A 16494-nucleotide genomic window follows, 5' to 3' on the forward strand; every position below is an offset into this window, starting at 1 on the left:
AGAACATCATGATGGCGCCAGCCAAAGCAGCGGCGGTCGAGGCATTGCTCGCCGAAATGCCCGCCTGGGGATCGGAATTTACCGGCACCTTCGCCAACCACGCCCCGATGGTGCTCTGTGCCCTGGCCGAAATTGGCGGCACACCTGCCCAAATGCGCCGGTTTTTCGACCACTATAAAAGCTATAAAAAACTGCTGCCCTTCGGCCAGCCATCCACGCCGCTCGATGCGGCAAGCTGGCGCTCAGTTCTCGGTCAACGCGAGCGGGAGCCGGATCTGCGGTTGTTTTTCTCCGCTGAAGTCTCCCGGCTCGGAATAGAGGCAGCGCTCAAGCACTATCTGCCGGATCTGGCACCGGGCGTGGCGGCAAGCGCCTTCCACGCCCTGATGCGCACGGCCTATGGCGTGTTGCGCCAAAAAGAAGATGATATCGCCATTGCGCTTGCCTATTGGGCGGCCACCTATCTGGCACTGCCGCCTGCGACCGGCGCAAGCCCTGTCACCGATGATCCGGCAGAAGTGCTGCGCCGGGTCACGCTGATCGCCCCCATGCACACGCTGACGCTTCATGATCTTCTGTGGCAGAACATGCGTGACGCTGCCGCCCTGCCCGACTTTGTTCCTGTTGTAGACTGGCTAGAGATCGGCTCCGATACGATGGAAAAAATGGCTGATGTCGCCATCCGCTTATTTGCGGCCACCCAGCATTTCGCCGCCCTTCATGTGGTCACAGGCCTGCATTGGATACGCCTGCTCAGCCCCTACTGCGACCGACAAACCCAGGGCACCCTGCTGCGGGTGTTCTGGCAGGCGATTGCGGCGCTAATGCGGGAACTGGACTTTCCAACCCTGCCGCCGGAGGAGGAGATCTCCCGCTGGCGTGCGTTGCCCGCCCCGGATTGGCCGGAGATTTTTGCGGCAGCAGCTGCCAGCTATGACGAACACGATATCAGCCTTGCCTATTCGGCAGCACAGGAAATGACGATCTATGCAGACCCGCTCTATCGCGTGGCCGCGGCGCGGCGTCTCGGCCTGATTGGAGACTATCGGATATGACGCAGGCCATTGCGATGCCGGACAATCCCGGCGCAGATTGCATCATCGAGGCCGGCACCGTGCTGACCGGCATTGATGCCGGCAGCGGGCTGACCGGCATTGAGGCCGGCACCGTGCTGACCGGCCTTGGCACGGATGGCAAAATGACCATGCGCCACGATGTCGGCATCCGCGTCGAGAAGGGCATGATCGCCCAGATCGGTCCGATGGAAGCGGTCGGCTATGGCAACGACCACCTGCCACGCTTTGGCTCACGCCGGATGATCGCCATGCCGGGCCTGGTCAACGCGCATCACCATTTCGGTGTGACACCATTGATGCAAGGCGTGCCTTTCGCGCCGCTGGAACTGTGGCTGCCGCAATTTCGCGCCATGCGCCGCATCGACCAGAGGCTGGATACGCTTTATTCGGCCATCGAAATGCTGGAAAGCGGCACGACGACTGTGCAGCACATCCATAGCGGCTTTTCCGGCACGCCTGACAGCTGGATGCAGACGGCAGAAGCAACCATCTCGGCCTATGGCGAAATCGGCATGCGGCTCGGCTATTGCTTCATGATCCGCGACCGCAATATTCTGTCCTACGAGCCGGATGCGGATATCTTGAGCCGCCTGCCCGCCAAGGCGCGAGACTGGATTGCGCCGCAGCTGGCCGCTGCCGATATTCCAGTTCCCCGGCTGATGGAATTCTATACCGATCTGCGCGCCCGTTTCATGAAGGGTAGCCCACAGCATATCCGCATGAATCTTGCGCCCGCCAATCTGCACTGGTGCAGCGATGATGCCTTGCAGACGATTTTCGAGACCGCCAAGGCGGCAGGTGGAAATGTCCACATGCACCTTCTCGAAACCGAGCGGCAGGCGGAATTTGCCCGGCGTACTTATGGCCGCAGCGCGGTTCAGCATCTGCAAAAACTGCAATGCCTTGACGCCAATGTAACGCTTGGCCACGGCAACTGGATGAGTGGCGAGGATCTCGACATCATCGCCTCCTGCGGCTGTACCATCTGCCACAACGCCTCTTCCGGCCTCAGGCTCGGCAGCGGGATTGCGCCCGTCAACGAGATGCGACGGCACGGCATTCCAGTGGCCCTCGGCATCGACCAGTCGAATATTGCCGACGACCGCGACATGACACTGGAAATGAAACTGGTCTGGGCGCTGCACCGGGAAACCGGCCTCTGGAACGATAGGCCGGATGCGGGCGCGGTGCTGCAAATGGCCAGCGAACATGGTGCGGCCTCCGCCGGATTTGGTGGATTTACGGGACGTCTGGAGCCCGGCTGGCAGGCCGATATCGTGCTAATGGACAAGGACCGCATTGCCCGCCCGGCTATCAATTCACGAACGCCACCCGTGGAAGCGCTGCTGCATCGCGGTGGGCGTCACGCCATAGAACAGGTCTTCGTCGGTGGGCGGCTGGTGGTGGATGGCGGTCGCGTGACAACTGTTGACCGCGATGCTGTCATGGCGGAAATCGAGGCTATTCTATCACGCCCGGAAACGGATGCGGACCGGTATGCTTGGCAGGCGGTAGAAACCCTGCTGCCGCATCTCGAATCCAGCCTGCAACAGTTGCGCCTTGGGGCTGGTTATCGTCGTTACCGCTACAATTCGATGTCGGATCAGTAAACGGGTACGTAATCGCGCCCGCTATCGACAGCCGCAGGGCGGCCTTCCAGAAACAGTTCTCCAATGCGGGGCGCAGTGCGGGAAATCACCTTGCCGCCCTTGACCACAAAAAGGCGCGATGGCTTGAGGCGAAGGGCTTCAAACACGTCAGCGGCCTGCAACACCACGAGATCGGCCTTGCAGCCGACCTCTAAACCATAGCCTTCGAGACCCATGGTTTTTGCCGAATTGACGGTGAGAGCATTGAAAATCTGTCTCTTGTCGTCGAGCCCGCCCATTTGTGCGACGTGGATGGCCATGTGGCCAACCTCCAGCATGTCGGCCGATCCCATTGAATACCATGGGTCCATGGTGCAATCCTGACCGAAGGAGACGTTCAGGCCTGCCGCCATCAGTTCGCGCACCCGCGTCATGCCACGGCGTTTCGGATAGGTATCGTGGCGGCCTTGCAGCATGATGTTGATCAGCGGATTGGGAATGACGTTGATCTGCGCTTCCGCCATCAGCGGAATAAGCTTGGAGACGTAATAATTGTCCATGGAATGCATGGAGGTGAGATGCGATCCTGCCACCCGGCCTTGCAACCCATGGCGAATGGTTTCCGCCGCCAGCGTCTCGATATGGCGAGACATCGGATCGTCGGTTTCGTCGCAATGGATATCCACGGGCAGGCCCCGCTCGGCTGCAATGCGGCAGAGAGCCTCCAGCGACAACCGCCCCTCCTCCATCGTGCGCTCGAAATGCGGGATGCCGCCGACGATATCGATGCCCATATCCAGCGCCCTGTTCAGCGAATCCACGCCACCTTCCGCGCGGTAATATCCGTCCTGCGGAAAGGCCACGAGCTGCAACTGAATATAGGGTGCCACCCGTTCGCGCACCTCAATCAAAGCTTCTGCCGTCACCAGTCTTGGATCGGATGTATCGACATGGCTGCGGATAAACAGCAGGCCTTGGGAGACGGCGAGATCGCAGTAGCGCAGGGCGCGCTCAACCAGCGCTTCCTTGGTCAGCAGCGGTCGCAACTCGCCCCAGAGCGCGATACCTTCCAGCAATGTGCCAGACACATTCATGCGCGGCATGCCAAGTGACAGCGTTGCATCCATATGAAAATGCGGATCGCAAAATGGTGGGCTGACGAGACGGCCCGTTGCATCGATCTCCTCGCCGCACACTGCATCGAGATGCTTTTCGATGGCGGTAATGCGTCCCGCTGAGAGGCCAATATCGAAACCCTTGCGGCCATCTGGCAGGTTGGCATTGCGAATGATGAGATCGAACATGGTGAGTTTCCTTGCTTCAGCGCTCGCCGCGCCGATAGGGTTGCATCAACGCCTGTGGCACGCGGGCGCGGCGCGCCATCACCGCAAGGGCGGCGATGGACAGGATGTAAGGGGTCATCAGAAACAGTTGGTAGGGCACGGCCCCACCCAGCGCCGTTTGCAGGCGCAGTTGAAAACCATCGAAAAAGGCAAAAAGCAGCGCACCCAGCAGCGCCCGGCCCGGTCGCCATGAGGAAAACACCACGAGTGCAATGCAGATCCAGCCGCGACCCTGCACCATGGTCGGGAAAAAGCTGTTGAACGCCGACAGCGTCAGGAAGGCCCCGGCCATGCCCATCAGGGCCGAGCCAGCAATCACGGCACCATAGCGCACCGCCATTGGATTAATCCCTTGCGCTTCCGCCGCATGGGGGTTTTCACCCGTCATGCGGATGGCAAGGCCCAGCGGCGTGCGAAAGATCACGTAGGCCAAAATGACAGCCAGCAGAATGGCGAGATAGGTTGGCGGTGTCTGCACGAAAAAGGCAGGGCCGACAAAGGGAAGATCGCTGAGACCCGGAATGGCAATCGGCTTGAACGGAACAATGGTTGGCGGCGATCCTGCAACTGGAACCGCCAAACGGAAGGTGTAATAGCTGAAGCTGGACGCAAACAGCGTGATCCCGAGGCCACAGACATGCTGGGATAGCCCGAGCGTGACCGTCAAAAGCGCATGCAATGCACCAAAAACACCGCCCGTCAGTGCGGCAATCAGCAGGCCGGTCCATAGATCGGCACCGTGATAGACCGATAACCAGCCAATCATCGCGCCAAAGGTCATGATGCCTTCGATGCCGAGATTAAGCACCCCTGCCCGTTCGCACAATAAAGCGCCCAGCGTGCCGAAAATCAGCGGCGTCGCAATCCTGAGGACGGCAGCCCAGAGACCCGTTGAAGCAAGGATGTCCATCATGGCGCTCATCGGACAATCCTGTATTGGGTGAAAAACAGCGCGATCAGCATGGTCAGCAGCGAGAGCGCCACGGTCACATCGGCAATATAGCTGGGAATGCCCATGGCGCGGCTCATGCCGTCTGCACCCACAAACATGGTGGCCGTAAACAGCGCCGCCAGCACAACGCCCAGCGGATTGAGATTGGCCAACATGGCCACCACAATGCCCGAATAGCCATAGCCGGGAGAGAGATCCGTCGTCACATAGCCCTTGACGCCCATGACTTCCACTGCCCCTGCAAGCCCCGCAAGGCCACCGGAAATGCAGGCAACTGTGACCAGCGTGCGGCCGAGCGGCACGCCCGCAAACACTGCCCCTGCCGGGTTAAGGCCCGCAGCTCTTGAGCGAATGCCAAATACTGTGCGCTGTTGAACAAAATGCAGCACAAGAGCCAGCACCACGGCAATGACGAGGCCCAAATGCAGGCGTGAGCGCGAAAGCAGCTTTGGCAGCATCGCAGCATCGGCCACCGATTGCGATTGCGGCCAACCAAAAGCCATCGGGTCTTTCAATACCGTATCAATCAGCATTGAAACGAACAGCACCGCTACGAAATTGAGCAGCAGGGTCGTCACCACTTCATCCACGGAAAAGCGAAGGCGTAGCCAAAGCGGAACGAGCAACAGAACCATGCCCGCGAGCGCACCAAGGATCAACAGAGCCGGAATCTGGATGACTGGAGAAAAATCGCTCAAAAGATGCGAACTTGCCGCCGCAACGGTGATGGCACCGAGATAAAGCTGGCCCTCGGCTCCAATATTCCACAGCCTTGCCCGAAACGCCACTGCCGCCGAAAGACCGGTGAGTATCAGGGGCGTCGCGCGGGTCAGTGTTTCCGTGGTCGAGAGGCGCGAGCCGAAAGCACCGATCAGGATACGCCAATAGGCTTCCAGAACCGGTACGCCAGCAATGGCAATGAGAATGCCCGAAATTGCGAGAGCTGCCGCAATGGCCATGATCGGCGTGGCGATGACCAGCACGAGGGGGCGATGTTCGCGTCGCTCAAACCGCATGGGACATCTCCGCCTGCCATTCCCCAGCCATCATCAGGCCAAGTGTGCGGGCATTGGCGTCCTCCGCATTGATCGGCGGCGACAACCTGCCGCCCACAATCGCCTGAATACGGTCGGCAAGCGCCATAACCTCATCCAGATCCTCGGAAATCAGCAGCACGGCGGTCCCCGCCCGACGGGCTTCGAGAATGCGCTCATGCACGGCGGCCACGGCCCCTTCATCCAGACCCCGCGCGGGCTGGGCCGCCAGAAGAATACGGGGGCGATTGATGAGGTTTCGGCCCAGAATGAGTTTTTGCATATTGCCGCCGGACAGCAGACGAATGCGGCTGGCGGGCGTGCCGCCGCGCACATCGAATTGCTCGATGATGGTACGCGCAAATTCAATCCCCGCCTTGCGGTTGACAAGGCCGCGCCGTGAAAAGGCCGGGAGCCGCTCAAGAATGGCATTTTCCCAAATCGCCATCTCACCAATCACGCCTTCCTTGTTGCGGTCTTCGGGGATGCGGCCGATGCCAGCCGTCACGGCATCGGCCACCGACAGATTTTCCACTGGGGTGCCAAACACCAGAAGGTCGCCAGCCGTATGCGGCATGGTGCCAGAGAGCACTTGCGCCAGAACGCCTTGGCCATTGCCGGAAACACCAATGATACCAAGAACCTCGCCAGCCCGCAGCCGGAAATCAATCGCTTTCAGCACATCAACGCCGTCTCTGCGAACGGTGAGATGTGCGGCTTCCAGAACAATGTCACCCGGAGTGGAGGCGTCACGCACGGGTCGGGTCACGGTGCGTCCCACCATCAGTTCGGCAAGCTCTGCCTTGCTGGTCTCGGATGCCTTGCGCTGTGCCACCCGCCGCCCGCCCCGCAAGACTACGATCCGGTCGGCGGCAGACATGACCTCATCGAGCTTGTGGGAAATGAAGATCAGCGACAGGCCCTGTGCCGCCATATCTTTCAAGGTTGCAAACAGCATTTCTGCTTCAACTTGAGTGAGAACGGCGGTCGGTTCATCCAGCACCAGAATGCGGGCATCATTGTAGAGCGCCTTGAGGATTTCGACGCGCTGCTGCTCGCCCACCGACAGATCGCCGAGGCGGGCATCGGGATCAACTTTCAGGCCAAAGCGGCTGGAAATGGCCATCAGCTTTTCCCGCGCCTGCGCACGCCTCGACCGCAGGGACCATAGGCTCTCGGTACCCGTTGTGACGTTTTCCAGAACGGTCAGGTTTGGAGCCAGCGAAAAATGCTGATGCACCATGCCAATGCCTGCCCGAATGGCGGCGCGCGGCTTGCCGGGGGGCAACTCTTTGCCCTCGACCAGAACCTTGCCTGTATCTGGCACATAATGGCCAAACAGGATGCTCATTAAGGTGGTTTTTCCGGCTCCGTTTTCACCCAGCAGCGCCAGAATTTCGCCCTTCGCCAGTGATAGAGAAATGTCGTCATTGGCAAGATTGCTGCCAAACCGTTTGCTGACACCGATAATGTCGAGCACGGGCACCGTCATTGCGTCAATCCAGCAATGGGGAATCTCTGCTGGAACCGCTGGTCCCTCTCAAGGCGGGTTGCCAGTTGTAAAAGCAGCGGCTCACTGCCCATAGGAGCCAGCATTTGCACCGGAAGCGGCAAGCCGGAGGCATCGCTTCCATATGGCAGGGTGATGGCCGGGCATCCTGATGCATTGGCAAGGGCTGCGAGCGGCGCAAAGCGGGCCATGCGGTCGAAATGCAGATCGGTATCCCGATGATCACTGGGGAAAGAGCCAATCGGCAAGGGTGCCGATGACAGCATCGGGCACAACAGACAATCGACATCATCGAACAGCCGCCAGAGATCGCGGCTAACAAGCACCATGGCGTTAAGGCTGCGCCACAGATGGGCGGTGGGCAGTGCCAGTCCGCGCTCAATGGTCGCCTGTGTCAGTGTTTCCGTCTTGGATGTATCAAGGTTGAATTTCGAAAACGTCTCGGCAAGATTGGCGCAGACGATATTGACAAAGGCATCGTTGCTTGCCGCTGCTGGCTGGGCGATTTGTGAAAAGGCAATAGGCACGAGCTGGTGACCGTCGGCTTCCAATGCCCGCCCTGCCTCATCAATGGCCACCAAGCGCTCACTGTCGGTGGCATATTGATCGCCCGTGTCGGTGAGAATGCCGATGCGCAAGCGGCCAGCCTTTGGCGGCGTGGGGGAAAATGGCGGGAATGGACCTTTCACATTGCCACTGAGCACGGAAAAGCTGGTTGCCGTGTCGCGCACGGATCGGGAAATCACCAGCTCGCTGGCAATACCGCCCAGATGATTGCCAAAGCTGGGGCCAGAGGGCATGGCACCTCGGCTGGGTTTCAGGCCAACAAGGCCGCAGCAGGCGGCGGGCACGCGGATGGAACCGCCCGCATCGGTGGCATGGGCAATGGCCACAATGCCAGCCGCAACAGCGGCCGCAGCACCACCGGACGATCCGCCAGCGGTGCGGGTGCTATCCAGCGGATTACGGCAGATAGGACCAATCTGCGGCTCGCTTGCCAGAGAAAGGCCAAATTCCGGGCTGGTGGTCAGGCCGAAAACGCAAAAGCCCTCAGCTCGAAAACGCACCGCCAGATCGGAATCAACCAGCCCGCCACGGCGCGCCATGAGCCTTGATCCCGCCACCACCGGAAAGCCCGCAAACGGCCCGCCCAGATCCTTGGCAAGCGTTGGTACACCCGCAAAGGCCATGGCAGAGCGCGGCTTGGCATCAAGCGGCAGGGCATCGATTGCCCTCGCCGCTTCAAGGCCTTTTTCCGCATCGATATAGGCAATGGCACCCAAATCAGTGAGCGCCTCCGTGGCAGAGATTGAGGCCTGCATTGCCTCGGTGGCAGACAAGCGACCGCGTGCGATTGCTTGGGCCAGAGCAGTAGCATCAGCTTGCATGGTTGGCTTACTTTGGCTCGGTCATGATTTTTGGCACTTCAAACGTTCCCGCCTTGATCTCGGCGCGCTTGGCTTCCATGGCCGCTTCGGCATCAGCGGGAGCCACACCCTTGACGAAAACAATATCGCTGCCGCCTTCCTTCATCAGGCCATAGGCGGTGTAATCGCGCCCAGTGGGTTTGCCAGCTGCAACATCGGCCAGAGCAGCATTGAGGATCGGGCGGAAGTTCCACAGCGCGTTGGCAAATACCGTGTTGGGATAACGGGGGGTGTAATCGATCAACGAGCCAACGGATTTGATGCCGCGTTCCTTGGCGGCATCTGCCGTGCCAATGCGTTCGCCAAACAGGATGTCAGCACCTGCATCAATCTGGGCAAGGCCCGCTTCGCGTGCTTTTGGCGGATCAAAGAACGTGCCGATGAAGGTCACAAGATGCTTGGCATTGGGATTGACGGCCTTTACGCCTGCGCCAAATGCATTGATCAGCATGTTGACTTCGGGGATAGGCATGGCACCGACAGAGCCGACGATGTTAGACTTGGTCATCTTGCCAGCCAGCATCCCGGCCAGATAGGCACCGTCAAAATTCCAGGTGCCGAAAACCCCGAAATTATCGCCGGACAGCTTGCCGCTGGAGCCCATGACAAAGGCCGTCTGCGGATAATCGGCGGCCACTTCGCGTGCCTGTTTTTCGACGGGGAAAGTTTCACCAATGATCAACTTGGCATTCTGCTCGGCATATTCGCGCATCGCGCGCGGATAATCCGTGCCGGATACACCCTCGGAAAACACGTATTCAATCACGCCTTCCTTGGCGGCATCCTGCAAAGCCTTGTGCAGCACCGAGTTCCAGGCATTTTCCACCGGAGAACCATGAATGCCCGCCACCTTAATCGGCGCTGCCGCCCGCAAGGATGGCGCAAAGGCGCTGACACCCAGAGCCATGCCCGACGCCAGTACGGACCGACGCGACATCAAAAACTGCTTACCCATTCTGAACCCCTTTTTTTACCATTTGGTAGAAATTGTTAAGGGTGGCCTAAAAATGTGTCAAGCACGTTGAGCGATTATAAAATAAGCAGATCCGCAGTTCTGCAACCGGGCAGATATACTGCGCAAAACGACGGGACAACGAAACTTCAGCCAGAAACTTGGGCAATAATTCTAACTTCCGCCGGAAAGAAAGCCTTCTGGCCGCATCAATGTCATTATCATTTGGAGCATAGCCCAACTTTGCCATCATCAAGGTGAATGAAGACGACACCTCCCGCTTCCAATGCAAGGCTCAACTGGGCTGCGCTGGCACGATGAAGATCGTGACGACAGTTTTCGTAATCCTTGATGGTACTGCGCGAGACACCCGCTCGCTCGGCAAGGTCCTGTTGCGTCCAATCCAGAAGGCCGCGTGCCGCGCGACACAGCGCTGGTGTTAAAAACTTGGACTCGTTTCCTTGACCCATCGCCAAGTATCACCCATATTGATTGATATCCATCATATAGCGCAATAAAGCGCGGATCGCTAGATGCCAATCCATTGAGCTGCGTATGCAATCCGGGCTCGAATCAAAAGGAAATAATGCGTTGGGATAACAGCTGGACCGTCTCTGCTCGTTGTTCTTTTGCTTCTGCCTTTCGTCGGAAGTCTCTTATCTGTCTTTTTGCTGAATACGCCGTCTCGCCGCCTTCCGGCAGGCTCGGCTGCTATTGTCATGCTCATTTCGCTGGTGCTGACGGCAAGCCTCTATCCGGCGGTCGCCGATGGCGGTGTCGTAAAGTTCAACATGCCATGGCTGCCGCAGCTTGGCCTGGATTTTACCCTGCGAATGGATGGCCTGGCATGGATCTTCACCATGCTGATCGCAGCCATCGGCTTTCTGGTCGTGCTGTATGCCCGCTATTATATGTCGGAAGAAGATCCGGTTCCCCGGTTCTTCTCCTTCCTGCTGGCCTTCATGGGCGCGATGCTTGGCATCGTGCTTTCGGGCAATGTCATTCTCCTGTCGGTCTTCTGGGAACTGACAAGCATATTTTCCTTTCTGCTGATCAGCTATTGGCACAACAACCCCAATGCGCGCGACGGCGCCCGAATGGCGCTGACCATTACCGGGATCGGCGGTTTCTGCCTGTTGATTGGCCTTATTCTGCTCGGCAATATCGTCGGCAGTTATGACCTCGATACCATTCTCGACTCCGGCAATGTCATTCGCGAACATTCCCTTTATGTCCCCGCCCTGGTGTTCATATTGCTTGGAGCGCTGACGAAAAGCGCCCAGTTTCCGTTCCATTTCTGGCTACCGAACGCCATGGCCGCTCCAACGCCGGTTTCGGCCTTTCTCCATTCTGCAACCATGGTCAAAGCCGGGGTGTTTCTGCTGGTGCGGTTCTGGCCTGTGCTATCAGGCACCGATGAATGGTTCTGGATTGTCGGAGCGGCTGGGATCACAACCTTGTTGCTCGGCGCCTATTTTGCGATGTTCCAGCAGGATCTCAAAGGGCTGCTGGCCTATTCGACCATCAGCCATCTCGGACTGATCACCACATTGCTCAGCCTGGGAAGTCCATTGGCAACGGTGGCGGCTATTTTCCACATGCTGAACCATGCGACCTTCAAGGCATCGCTGTTCATGGCAGCAGGGATCATCGATCACGAGACCGGAACCCGTGACATGCGGCGGTTGAGCGGGCTGTTCCGGTTCATGCCGTTCACCGCAACGCTTGCTATCGTTGCCAGCGCGGCGATGGCTGGCGTTCCGCTTCTCAACGGCTTTCTGTCAAAGGAAATGTTCTTTGCCGAAGCCGTTGAAACCCATGCGGATTCGATCCTGGACACCATCCTGCCCTATGTCGCAACGCTTGCCAGTGCCTTCAGCGTCGCCTATTCGCTGCGGTTCATCCACACTGTGTTCTTTGGCCCGCCGCCTCAGGATCTCCCGGTTGCCCGTCCGCACGAACCACCGCGCTGGATGCGGTTTCCCGTGGAGTTTCTTGTGCTGGCCTGCCTGATCGTCGGCGTCATCCCGGCAATCTCGATCGGTCCCTTTCTTAACGTCGCCGTCGTCAGTGTTCTCAGGGCCGACACACCGGAATACAGTCTGGCAATCTGGCATGGCGTCAATCTGCCGTTGGTGATGAGCATGATCGCCCTTGTCGGCGGCGGACTGATCTATTTCCTGTTGAAAGACTATCTCGCCCGGTGCCACGATGGTCCGCCGTTTTTTCACAGGTTCAAAGGCCAGCGCATTTTCGAGCGTGTTATCGTTGAAGTGTCCTGGCACTGGGCGCGCATCGCCGAACGTCGCCTCGGCACCCGCAAGCTACAGCCACAACTTCGCTGGCTGGTGACAGTGGGTTTTGCGGCGGGAATGCTGCCTCTTTATATCAGAGGCTTCGAGGTTCGCCCGCTTGTCTATTCCGGCGCTGATCCGGTGTTTGCAGCCCTTTGGGCCATCGGCATCTGCCTTGCCCTCGGTACCGCCTATCTGGCGAAATACCACCGTCTCGCATCATTGGTGATGCTCGGTGGCGTCGGTCTTATCGTCTGCCTGACCTTCGTCTGGCTCTCGGCACCCGATCTGGCCATCACGCAATTGCTGGTCGAAATCGTCACCACAGTCCTCATCCTTCTCGGCCTGCGCTGGCTTCCCAAGCGATCCGAAGGACTTGGCGAAACAATGACCTTGAGCGCGCGCTTTCGCCGGTTTCGGGATTTCGCCCTTGCAGTTCTCTGCGGGGTCGCCATGTCGTTCACCGCCTATGCGGTGATGACCATGCCGGTTCCCGATGCCATCGCCAGCTATTTCCTGGAAAACGCCTATTCGCAGGGCGGTGGCCGCAATGTGGTCAATGTCATACTGGTGGATTTCCGTGGTTTCGATACGCTGGGCGAGATTGCCGTTCTCGGGGTTGTCGCACTGACAGTCTACGGGCTTTTGCGCCGCTTCCGCCCTGCCGAAGACAGCATGGGCATGCCGGAACAGCAGCAGGCGCAAAACCGCTTCGATGAGGAGCGGCCAGAGCGGTCAGCGGGCGATACGGTGCGCGATTATCTTCTGATCCCCTCGGTCATCATGCAATGGCTGTTTCCAGTTATCGTCACGTTGTCGGTTTACCTGTTCATGCGTGGACATGACCTGCCGGGCGGTGGTTTTTCTGCGGGGTTGACGCTGTCGATTGCGTTTCTGCTGCAATATCTGGCGGGCGGCACCCGCTGGGCGGAAGATCGTATCCGTATCCTGCCGCTGCGCTGGATGGGTGCAGGCCTGTTGACCGCCGTCGCCACCGGCATCGGCGCCTGGTTGCTGGGATATCCGTTCCTCACCTCGCATTCCCGCTATATCGATCTCCCGTTGATCGGCAAGATCCCGGCGGCAACGGCGCTGCTATTTGATCTCGGCGTGTTCGCCCTGGTGGTCGGCTCCACGGTTCTTATTCTCGTCGCTCTCGCGCATCAGTCCTTGCGCATCAATCGCCTGCGCATGATTGATGCCTCGAAATCGGAGGAAGGGTGATGGAGCTTGTTCTATCGATCGCCATCGGCGTTATGACCGGCTGCGGCGTCTGGCTCATCCTGCGGCCTCGCACCTATCAGGTAATCGTCGGGCTTTCGCTGCTGTCCTATGCCGTCAATTTGTTCATCTTCGGTGTCGGCGGCGTCAAGGCGAATGTGCCACCCATTCTTGGCGATGACGGCGCTGGCCATCTGGCGGACCCTGTGCCGCAAGCTCTCGTTCTCACAGCTATCGTCATCGGCTTTGCCACCACCGCCTTGTTTCTGGTGGTGCTGCTGGCCTCGCGCGGTCTGACGGGAAGCGACCATGTCGATGGGAGGAACGAACCAAAATGAATGGTTGGGCACACCATCTGATCATTGCGCCCGTGCTGGTGCCGTTGGTTGCCAGTGCCGTGCTTCTGCTTGTCGATGAGCGGCAGAGACTGACCAAGGCGATGATCAGCCTTGCATCCGCAGTCGCACTGGCAGCCATCGCCATCATTCTGTTTCGCATCGAGAGCGGGCCGAACAGTTTTGAGAATGTCTATCTGGTCGGCAACTGGGCGGCGCCGTTCGGCATCGTGCTGGTTCTGGATGGTCTATCGGCCTTGATGCTGCTGCTGACGGCCTTGCTCGCCATCCCGGCTCTGGTGTTTTCCTTTGCCCGCTGGCACGCAGTCGGCGCGCATTTTCACAGCATGTTCCAACTGCTGCTGATGGGCGTAAACGGCGCTTTTCTGACGGGTGACCTCTTCAATCTCTTCGTGTTTTTCGAGGTGATGCTGGCCGCGTCCTATGGTCTCCTGCTGCATGGGTCCGGCCCCCTTCGGGTCAAGGCGGGGCTGCATTACATTGCCGTCAACTTGGTCGCAGCACTACTGTTCCTGATCGGCGTCAGCTTGATTTACGGCACGGCTGGCACCCTCAACATGGCTGATCTTGCGGCCCGCATTCCCGAAATGGAGCCGGACCGTCGCATGTTGATGGAGGCAGGCGCTGGCATATTGGGTGTCGTCTTCCTCATCAAGGCGGGCATGTGGCCGCTCTGCTTCTGGCTGCCGACGGCCTATAGTGCAGCGTCGGCTCCCGTGGCCGGAATTTTCGCCATCATGAGCAAGCTCGGGATCTATGTCATCCTGCGGCTGACCATGCTGTTGTTCGCAGAAGGCCCGTCAGCTGGCTTTGGCGCGGGCGTGCTGCTCTATGGCGGCATGGCGACGCTTGTTTTCGGGACGATTGGTGTCCTCGCCTCACAGGCCCTTGGGCGGCTGGCGGGGTTTTCGGTTCTGGTGTCTTCGGGGACGCTTTTGATGGTGGTCGGCATCAATGACGGGGCTGTCTCCTCAGGAGCTCTGCTTTATCTTGTCAGTTCGACACTGACCATCAGCGCATTCTTCATGTTGATCGAGCTTGTCGAACGGGGGCAGGATGCCGGTGCCAATGTCCTTGCCGTGACAATGGATGCCTATGGCGATGCGGATGAGCAGGCGCCCTATGAGGAAGAAGGCGTCACGATGCCCGGCACCATGGCGATCCTTGGCATTTGTTTTGCTGCCTGCGGAATACTGCTCTCCGGCCTGCCGCCGCTGTCCGGCTTCATCGCCAAATTCGCGATGCTGTCGGCGATGATGGGCACCGGTGCCATCGGTTCGCCGCCAACCATGGCTATCTGGGCGCTGATCGTGCTGGTCATCCTGTCGGGCATCGCCGCGCTGATTTCCATGACGCGCGCTGGCATCCGCACGTTCTGGAGCTCGATCGAAGGCACTGTTCCGCGTGTCCTTGTTATCGAAATCGTTCCCGTGATGTTTCTGCTGGCGCTCACGCTCGCTCTCACTGTCCAGGCCGGGCCAGCGATGCACTATATGGACACGACGATCCGCGCATTGAGCAACCCGGCAAATTACATCAATGCGGTCCGCAATGCGACGCAAATTCCCGGCTTCAAAAACCTGTCCAGCACCGGAAAGGAGAGCGAGTAATGTTGCCCTATCCGGTTCTGACCCTGTCACTTGTTGTCATGTGGCTGCTGCTCAATGGTTTCACCCTTGGCCATTTGATCCTGGGCATATTCGTCGCTGTCTTCGCAGGCTGGGCCATGGCGTCGCTGCGTCCTGAAAAGCCGCACCTGAGAAAGTGGTATCTTCTCCCCAAGCTGTTTCTTGTCGTGCTTTATGACATTGCCAAGTCGAACATTGCCGTCGCCGCCATCATCATCAGAAGCGGGTCGCGGCAGCATGATCCGGGATTTGTCATTGTCCAACTGGATATCAAAAGCCAGTTCGCACTGGCTGTGCTGGCGGTCATCCTGACAAGCACCCCGGGTTCGGCCTGGCTTGAATATGATTCCAACGACAATTCCGTGCTTCTTCATGTGCTCGATATCAAAGACGAAACCATCTGGCGCGATATGATCAAGAACCGCTACGAAAAACTGCTATTGGAGATATTCGCATGAGCGCAATTATTCTCTTCAGCGCCGTCTCGCTCGCCCAATTGATGCTCGTGGCCTCCATGGCCATCGTGTCAGTGCGGATGTTCATCGGACCCCGCGCTCAGGACCGGATCATCGGTCTCGACACGTTCTACATCAATGCCATGTTGCTCCTGGTGACTTTCGGTGTCGGCACGGGCCGGCAAATTTATTTTGAAGCCGCCCTGGTGATCGGTATGTTGGGATTTGTCGCCTCCGTTGCCCTGGGTAAATTTCTGATGCGTGGGGAGGTGATCGAATGATCTATTCCGCAACAGATATTCCCGTTTGGGCCGCCATATGCGTAGCCTTTTTCCTGCTGGCTGGCGCAACGCTGGCGCTGATTGGCGCGATCGGATTTCTGCGGCTGCCAACATTCTATGAACGCATCCACGCGCCCACGCTTGGAACCAGCTGGGGCGTTGGCGGGATCATGCTTGGATCGATGATCTTTTTCTCAGTTGCATCGTCGCGCTTAGCGATCCATGAAATTCTGATCGGCATTCTCGTCACGGTCACAACACCCGTCACGCTGATGATGCTGGCCCGTGCGGCCCTTCACCGTGATCGGGTCGAGAGAAATGGAAATGTGCCGCCCAAACAGATTGCAAAGTCTCAAGCGGAGTGAGACCCCGCTGA

The 16494-nt window shown here is 58.7% G+C and carries 15 protein-coding genes; 8 read left to right on the forward strand and 7 right to left on the reverse strand.

Annotated features, from left to right (window positions below; all coding sequences use genetic code 11):
• Positions 1-8: 8 nt before the first annotated feature.
• Together IEI95_RS05880 and IEI95_RS05885 are read left to right on the forward strand one after the other, a co-directional pair.
• Positions 9-1055, forward strand: coding sequence for a questin oxidase family protein (locus IEI95_RS05880; RefSeq protein WP_156532088.1), 1047 nt, complete (start codon positions 9-11; stop codon positions 1053-1055).
• Positions 1052-2686 carry an amidohydrolase family protein gene (locus IEI95_RS05885; protein WP_234934171.1) on the forward strand — a complete coding sequence of 545 codons (1635 nt, stop codon included), beginning with the start codon at positions 1052-1054 and terminating at the stop codon, positions 2684-2686. Before IEI95_RS05880 ends, IEI95_RS05885 begins: the two co-directional genes overlap by 4 nt.
• Here the strand turns inward: IEI95_RS05885 and IEI95_RS05890 are convergent.
• The 7 genes from IEI95_RS05890 to IEI95_RS05920 form a co-directional block, all read right to left on the reverse strand.
• Complete coding sequence (locus IEI95_RS05890) at positions 2680-3969, reverse strand: amidohydrolase family protein (protein ID WP_156532086.1); 1290 nt, start codon at positions 3967-3969, stop codon at positions 2680-2682. The genes IEI95_RS05885 and IEI95_RS05890 overlap by 7 nt on opposite strands.
• A 16-nt stretch (positions 3970-3985) precedes the next feature.
• On the reverse strand, positions 3986-4930 hold the full coding sequence (locus tag IEI95_RS05895) for an ABC transporter permease (RefSeq protein WP_156532085.1): 945 nt from the start codon (positions 4928-4930) through the stop codon (positions 3986-3988).
• Positions 4927-5976 (reverse strand): ABC transporter permease, encoded by a 1050-nt coding sequence (locus tag IEI95_RS05900; RefSeq protein WP_156532084.1) that lies wholly within the window; start codon positions 5974-5976, stop codon positions 4927-4929. Before IEI95_RS05900 ends, IEI95_RS05895 begins: the two co-directional genes overlap by 4 nt.
• Positions 5966-7486, reverse strand: a complete 1521-nt coding sequence (locus IEI95_RS05905; protein WP_156532083.1) for an ABC transporter ATP-binding protein — start codon at positions 7484-7486, stop codon at positions 5966-5968. Before IEI95_RS05905 ends, IEI95_RS05900 begins: the two co-directional genes overlap by 11 nt.
• Positions 7483-8892 carry an amidase gene (locus tag IEI95_RS05910; protein WP_156532082.1) on the reverse strand — a complete coding sequence of 470 codons (1410 nt, stop codon included), beginning with the start codon at positions 8890-8892 and terminating at the stop codon, positions 7483-7485. Before IEI95_RS05910 ends, IEI95_RS05905 begins: the two co-directional genes overlap by 4 nt.
• A gap of 7 nt (positions 8893-8899) precedes the next feature.
• Entirely contained in the window at positions 8900-9886 is a 987-nt protein-coding gene (locus IEI95_RS05915) for a BMP family protein (RefSeq protein WP_071206876.1), read from the reverse strand.
• Between the two features lie 218 nt (positions 9887-10104).
• Positions 10105-10353: a helix-turn-helix transcriptional regulator gene (locus IEI95_RS05920; RefSeq protein WP_156532081.1), complete on the reverse strand. Its 249-nt coding sequence runs from the start codon at positions 10351-10353 to the stop codon at positions 10105-10107.
• A 126-nt stretch (positions 10354-10479) separates the two neighbouring features.
• Here IEI95_RS05920 and IEI95_RS05925 point away from each other — a divergent pair, with 126 nt between their 5' ends.
• From IEI95_RS05925 to mnhG, 6 genes are read left to right on the forward strand one after another with little or no spacing between them, the layout of a single operon-like run.
• A complete protein-coding gene (locus IEI95_RS05925) occupies positions 10480-13401 on the forward strand; it encodes a monovalent cation/H+ antiporter subunit A (RefSeq protein WP_194416271.1) in 2922 nt (973 codons plus the stop codon).
• Positions 13401-13736, forward strand: a complete 336-nt coding sequence (locus IEI95_RS05930; RefSeq protein ID WP_012653663.1) for a Na+/H+ antiporter subunit C — start codon at positions 13401-13403, stop codon at positions 13734-13736. The genes IEI95_RS05925 and IEI95_RS05930 overlap by 1 nt, the downstream gene beginning before the upstream one ends.
• Positions 13733-15364, forward strand: a complete 1632-nt coding sequence (locus IEI95_RS05935) for a monovalent cation/H+ antiporter subunit D (protein ID WP_156532079.1) — start codon at positions 13733-13735, stop codon at positions 15362-15364. Before IEI95_RS05930 ends, IEI95_RS05935 begins: the two co-directional genes overlap by 4 nt.
• A complete protein-coding gene (locus IEI95_RS05940) occupies positions 15364-15840 on the forward strand; it encodes a Na+/H+ antiporter subunit E (protein WP_156532078.1) in 477 nt (158 codons plus the stop codon). Before IEI95_RS05935 ends, IEI95_RS05940 begins: the two co-directional genes overlap by 1 nt.
• Positions 15837-16118, forward strand: a complete 282-nt coding sequence (locus IEI95_RS05945) for a K+/H+ antiporter subunit F (protein WP_012653660.1) — start codon at positions 15837-15839, stop codon at positions 16116-16118. Before IEI95_RS05940 ends, IEI95_RS05945 begins: the two co-directional genes overlap by 4 nt.
• Entirely contained in the window at positions 16115-16483 is a 369-nt protein-coding gene (mnhG, locus tag IEI95_RS05950) for a monovalent cation/H(+) antiporter subunit G (protein ID WP_012653659.1), read from the forward strand. Before IEI95_RS05945 ends, mnhG begins: the two co-directional genes overlap by 4 nt.
• Positions 16484-16494 lie beyond the last annotated feature (11 nt).

Source organism: Agrobacterium vitis, from assembly GCF_014926405.1.
GTDB lineage: Bacteria > Pseudomonadota > Alphaproteobacteria > Rhizobiales > Rhizobiaceae > Allorhizobium > Allorhizobium vitis_H.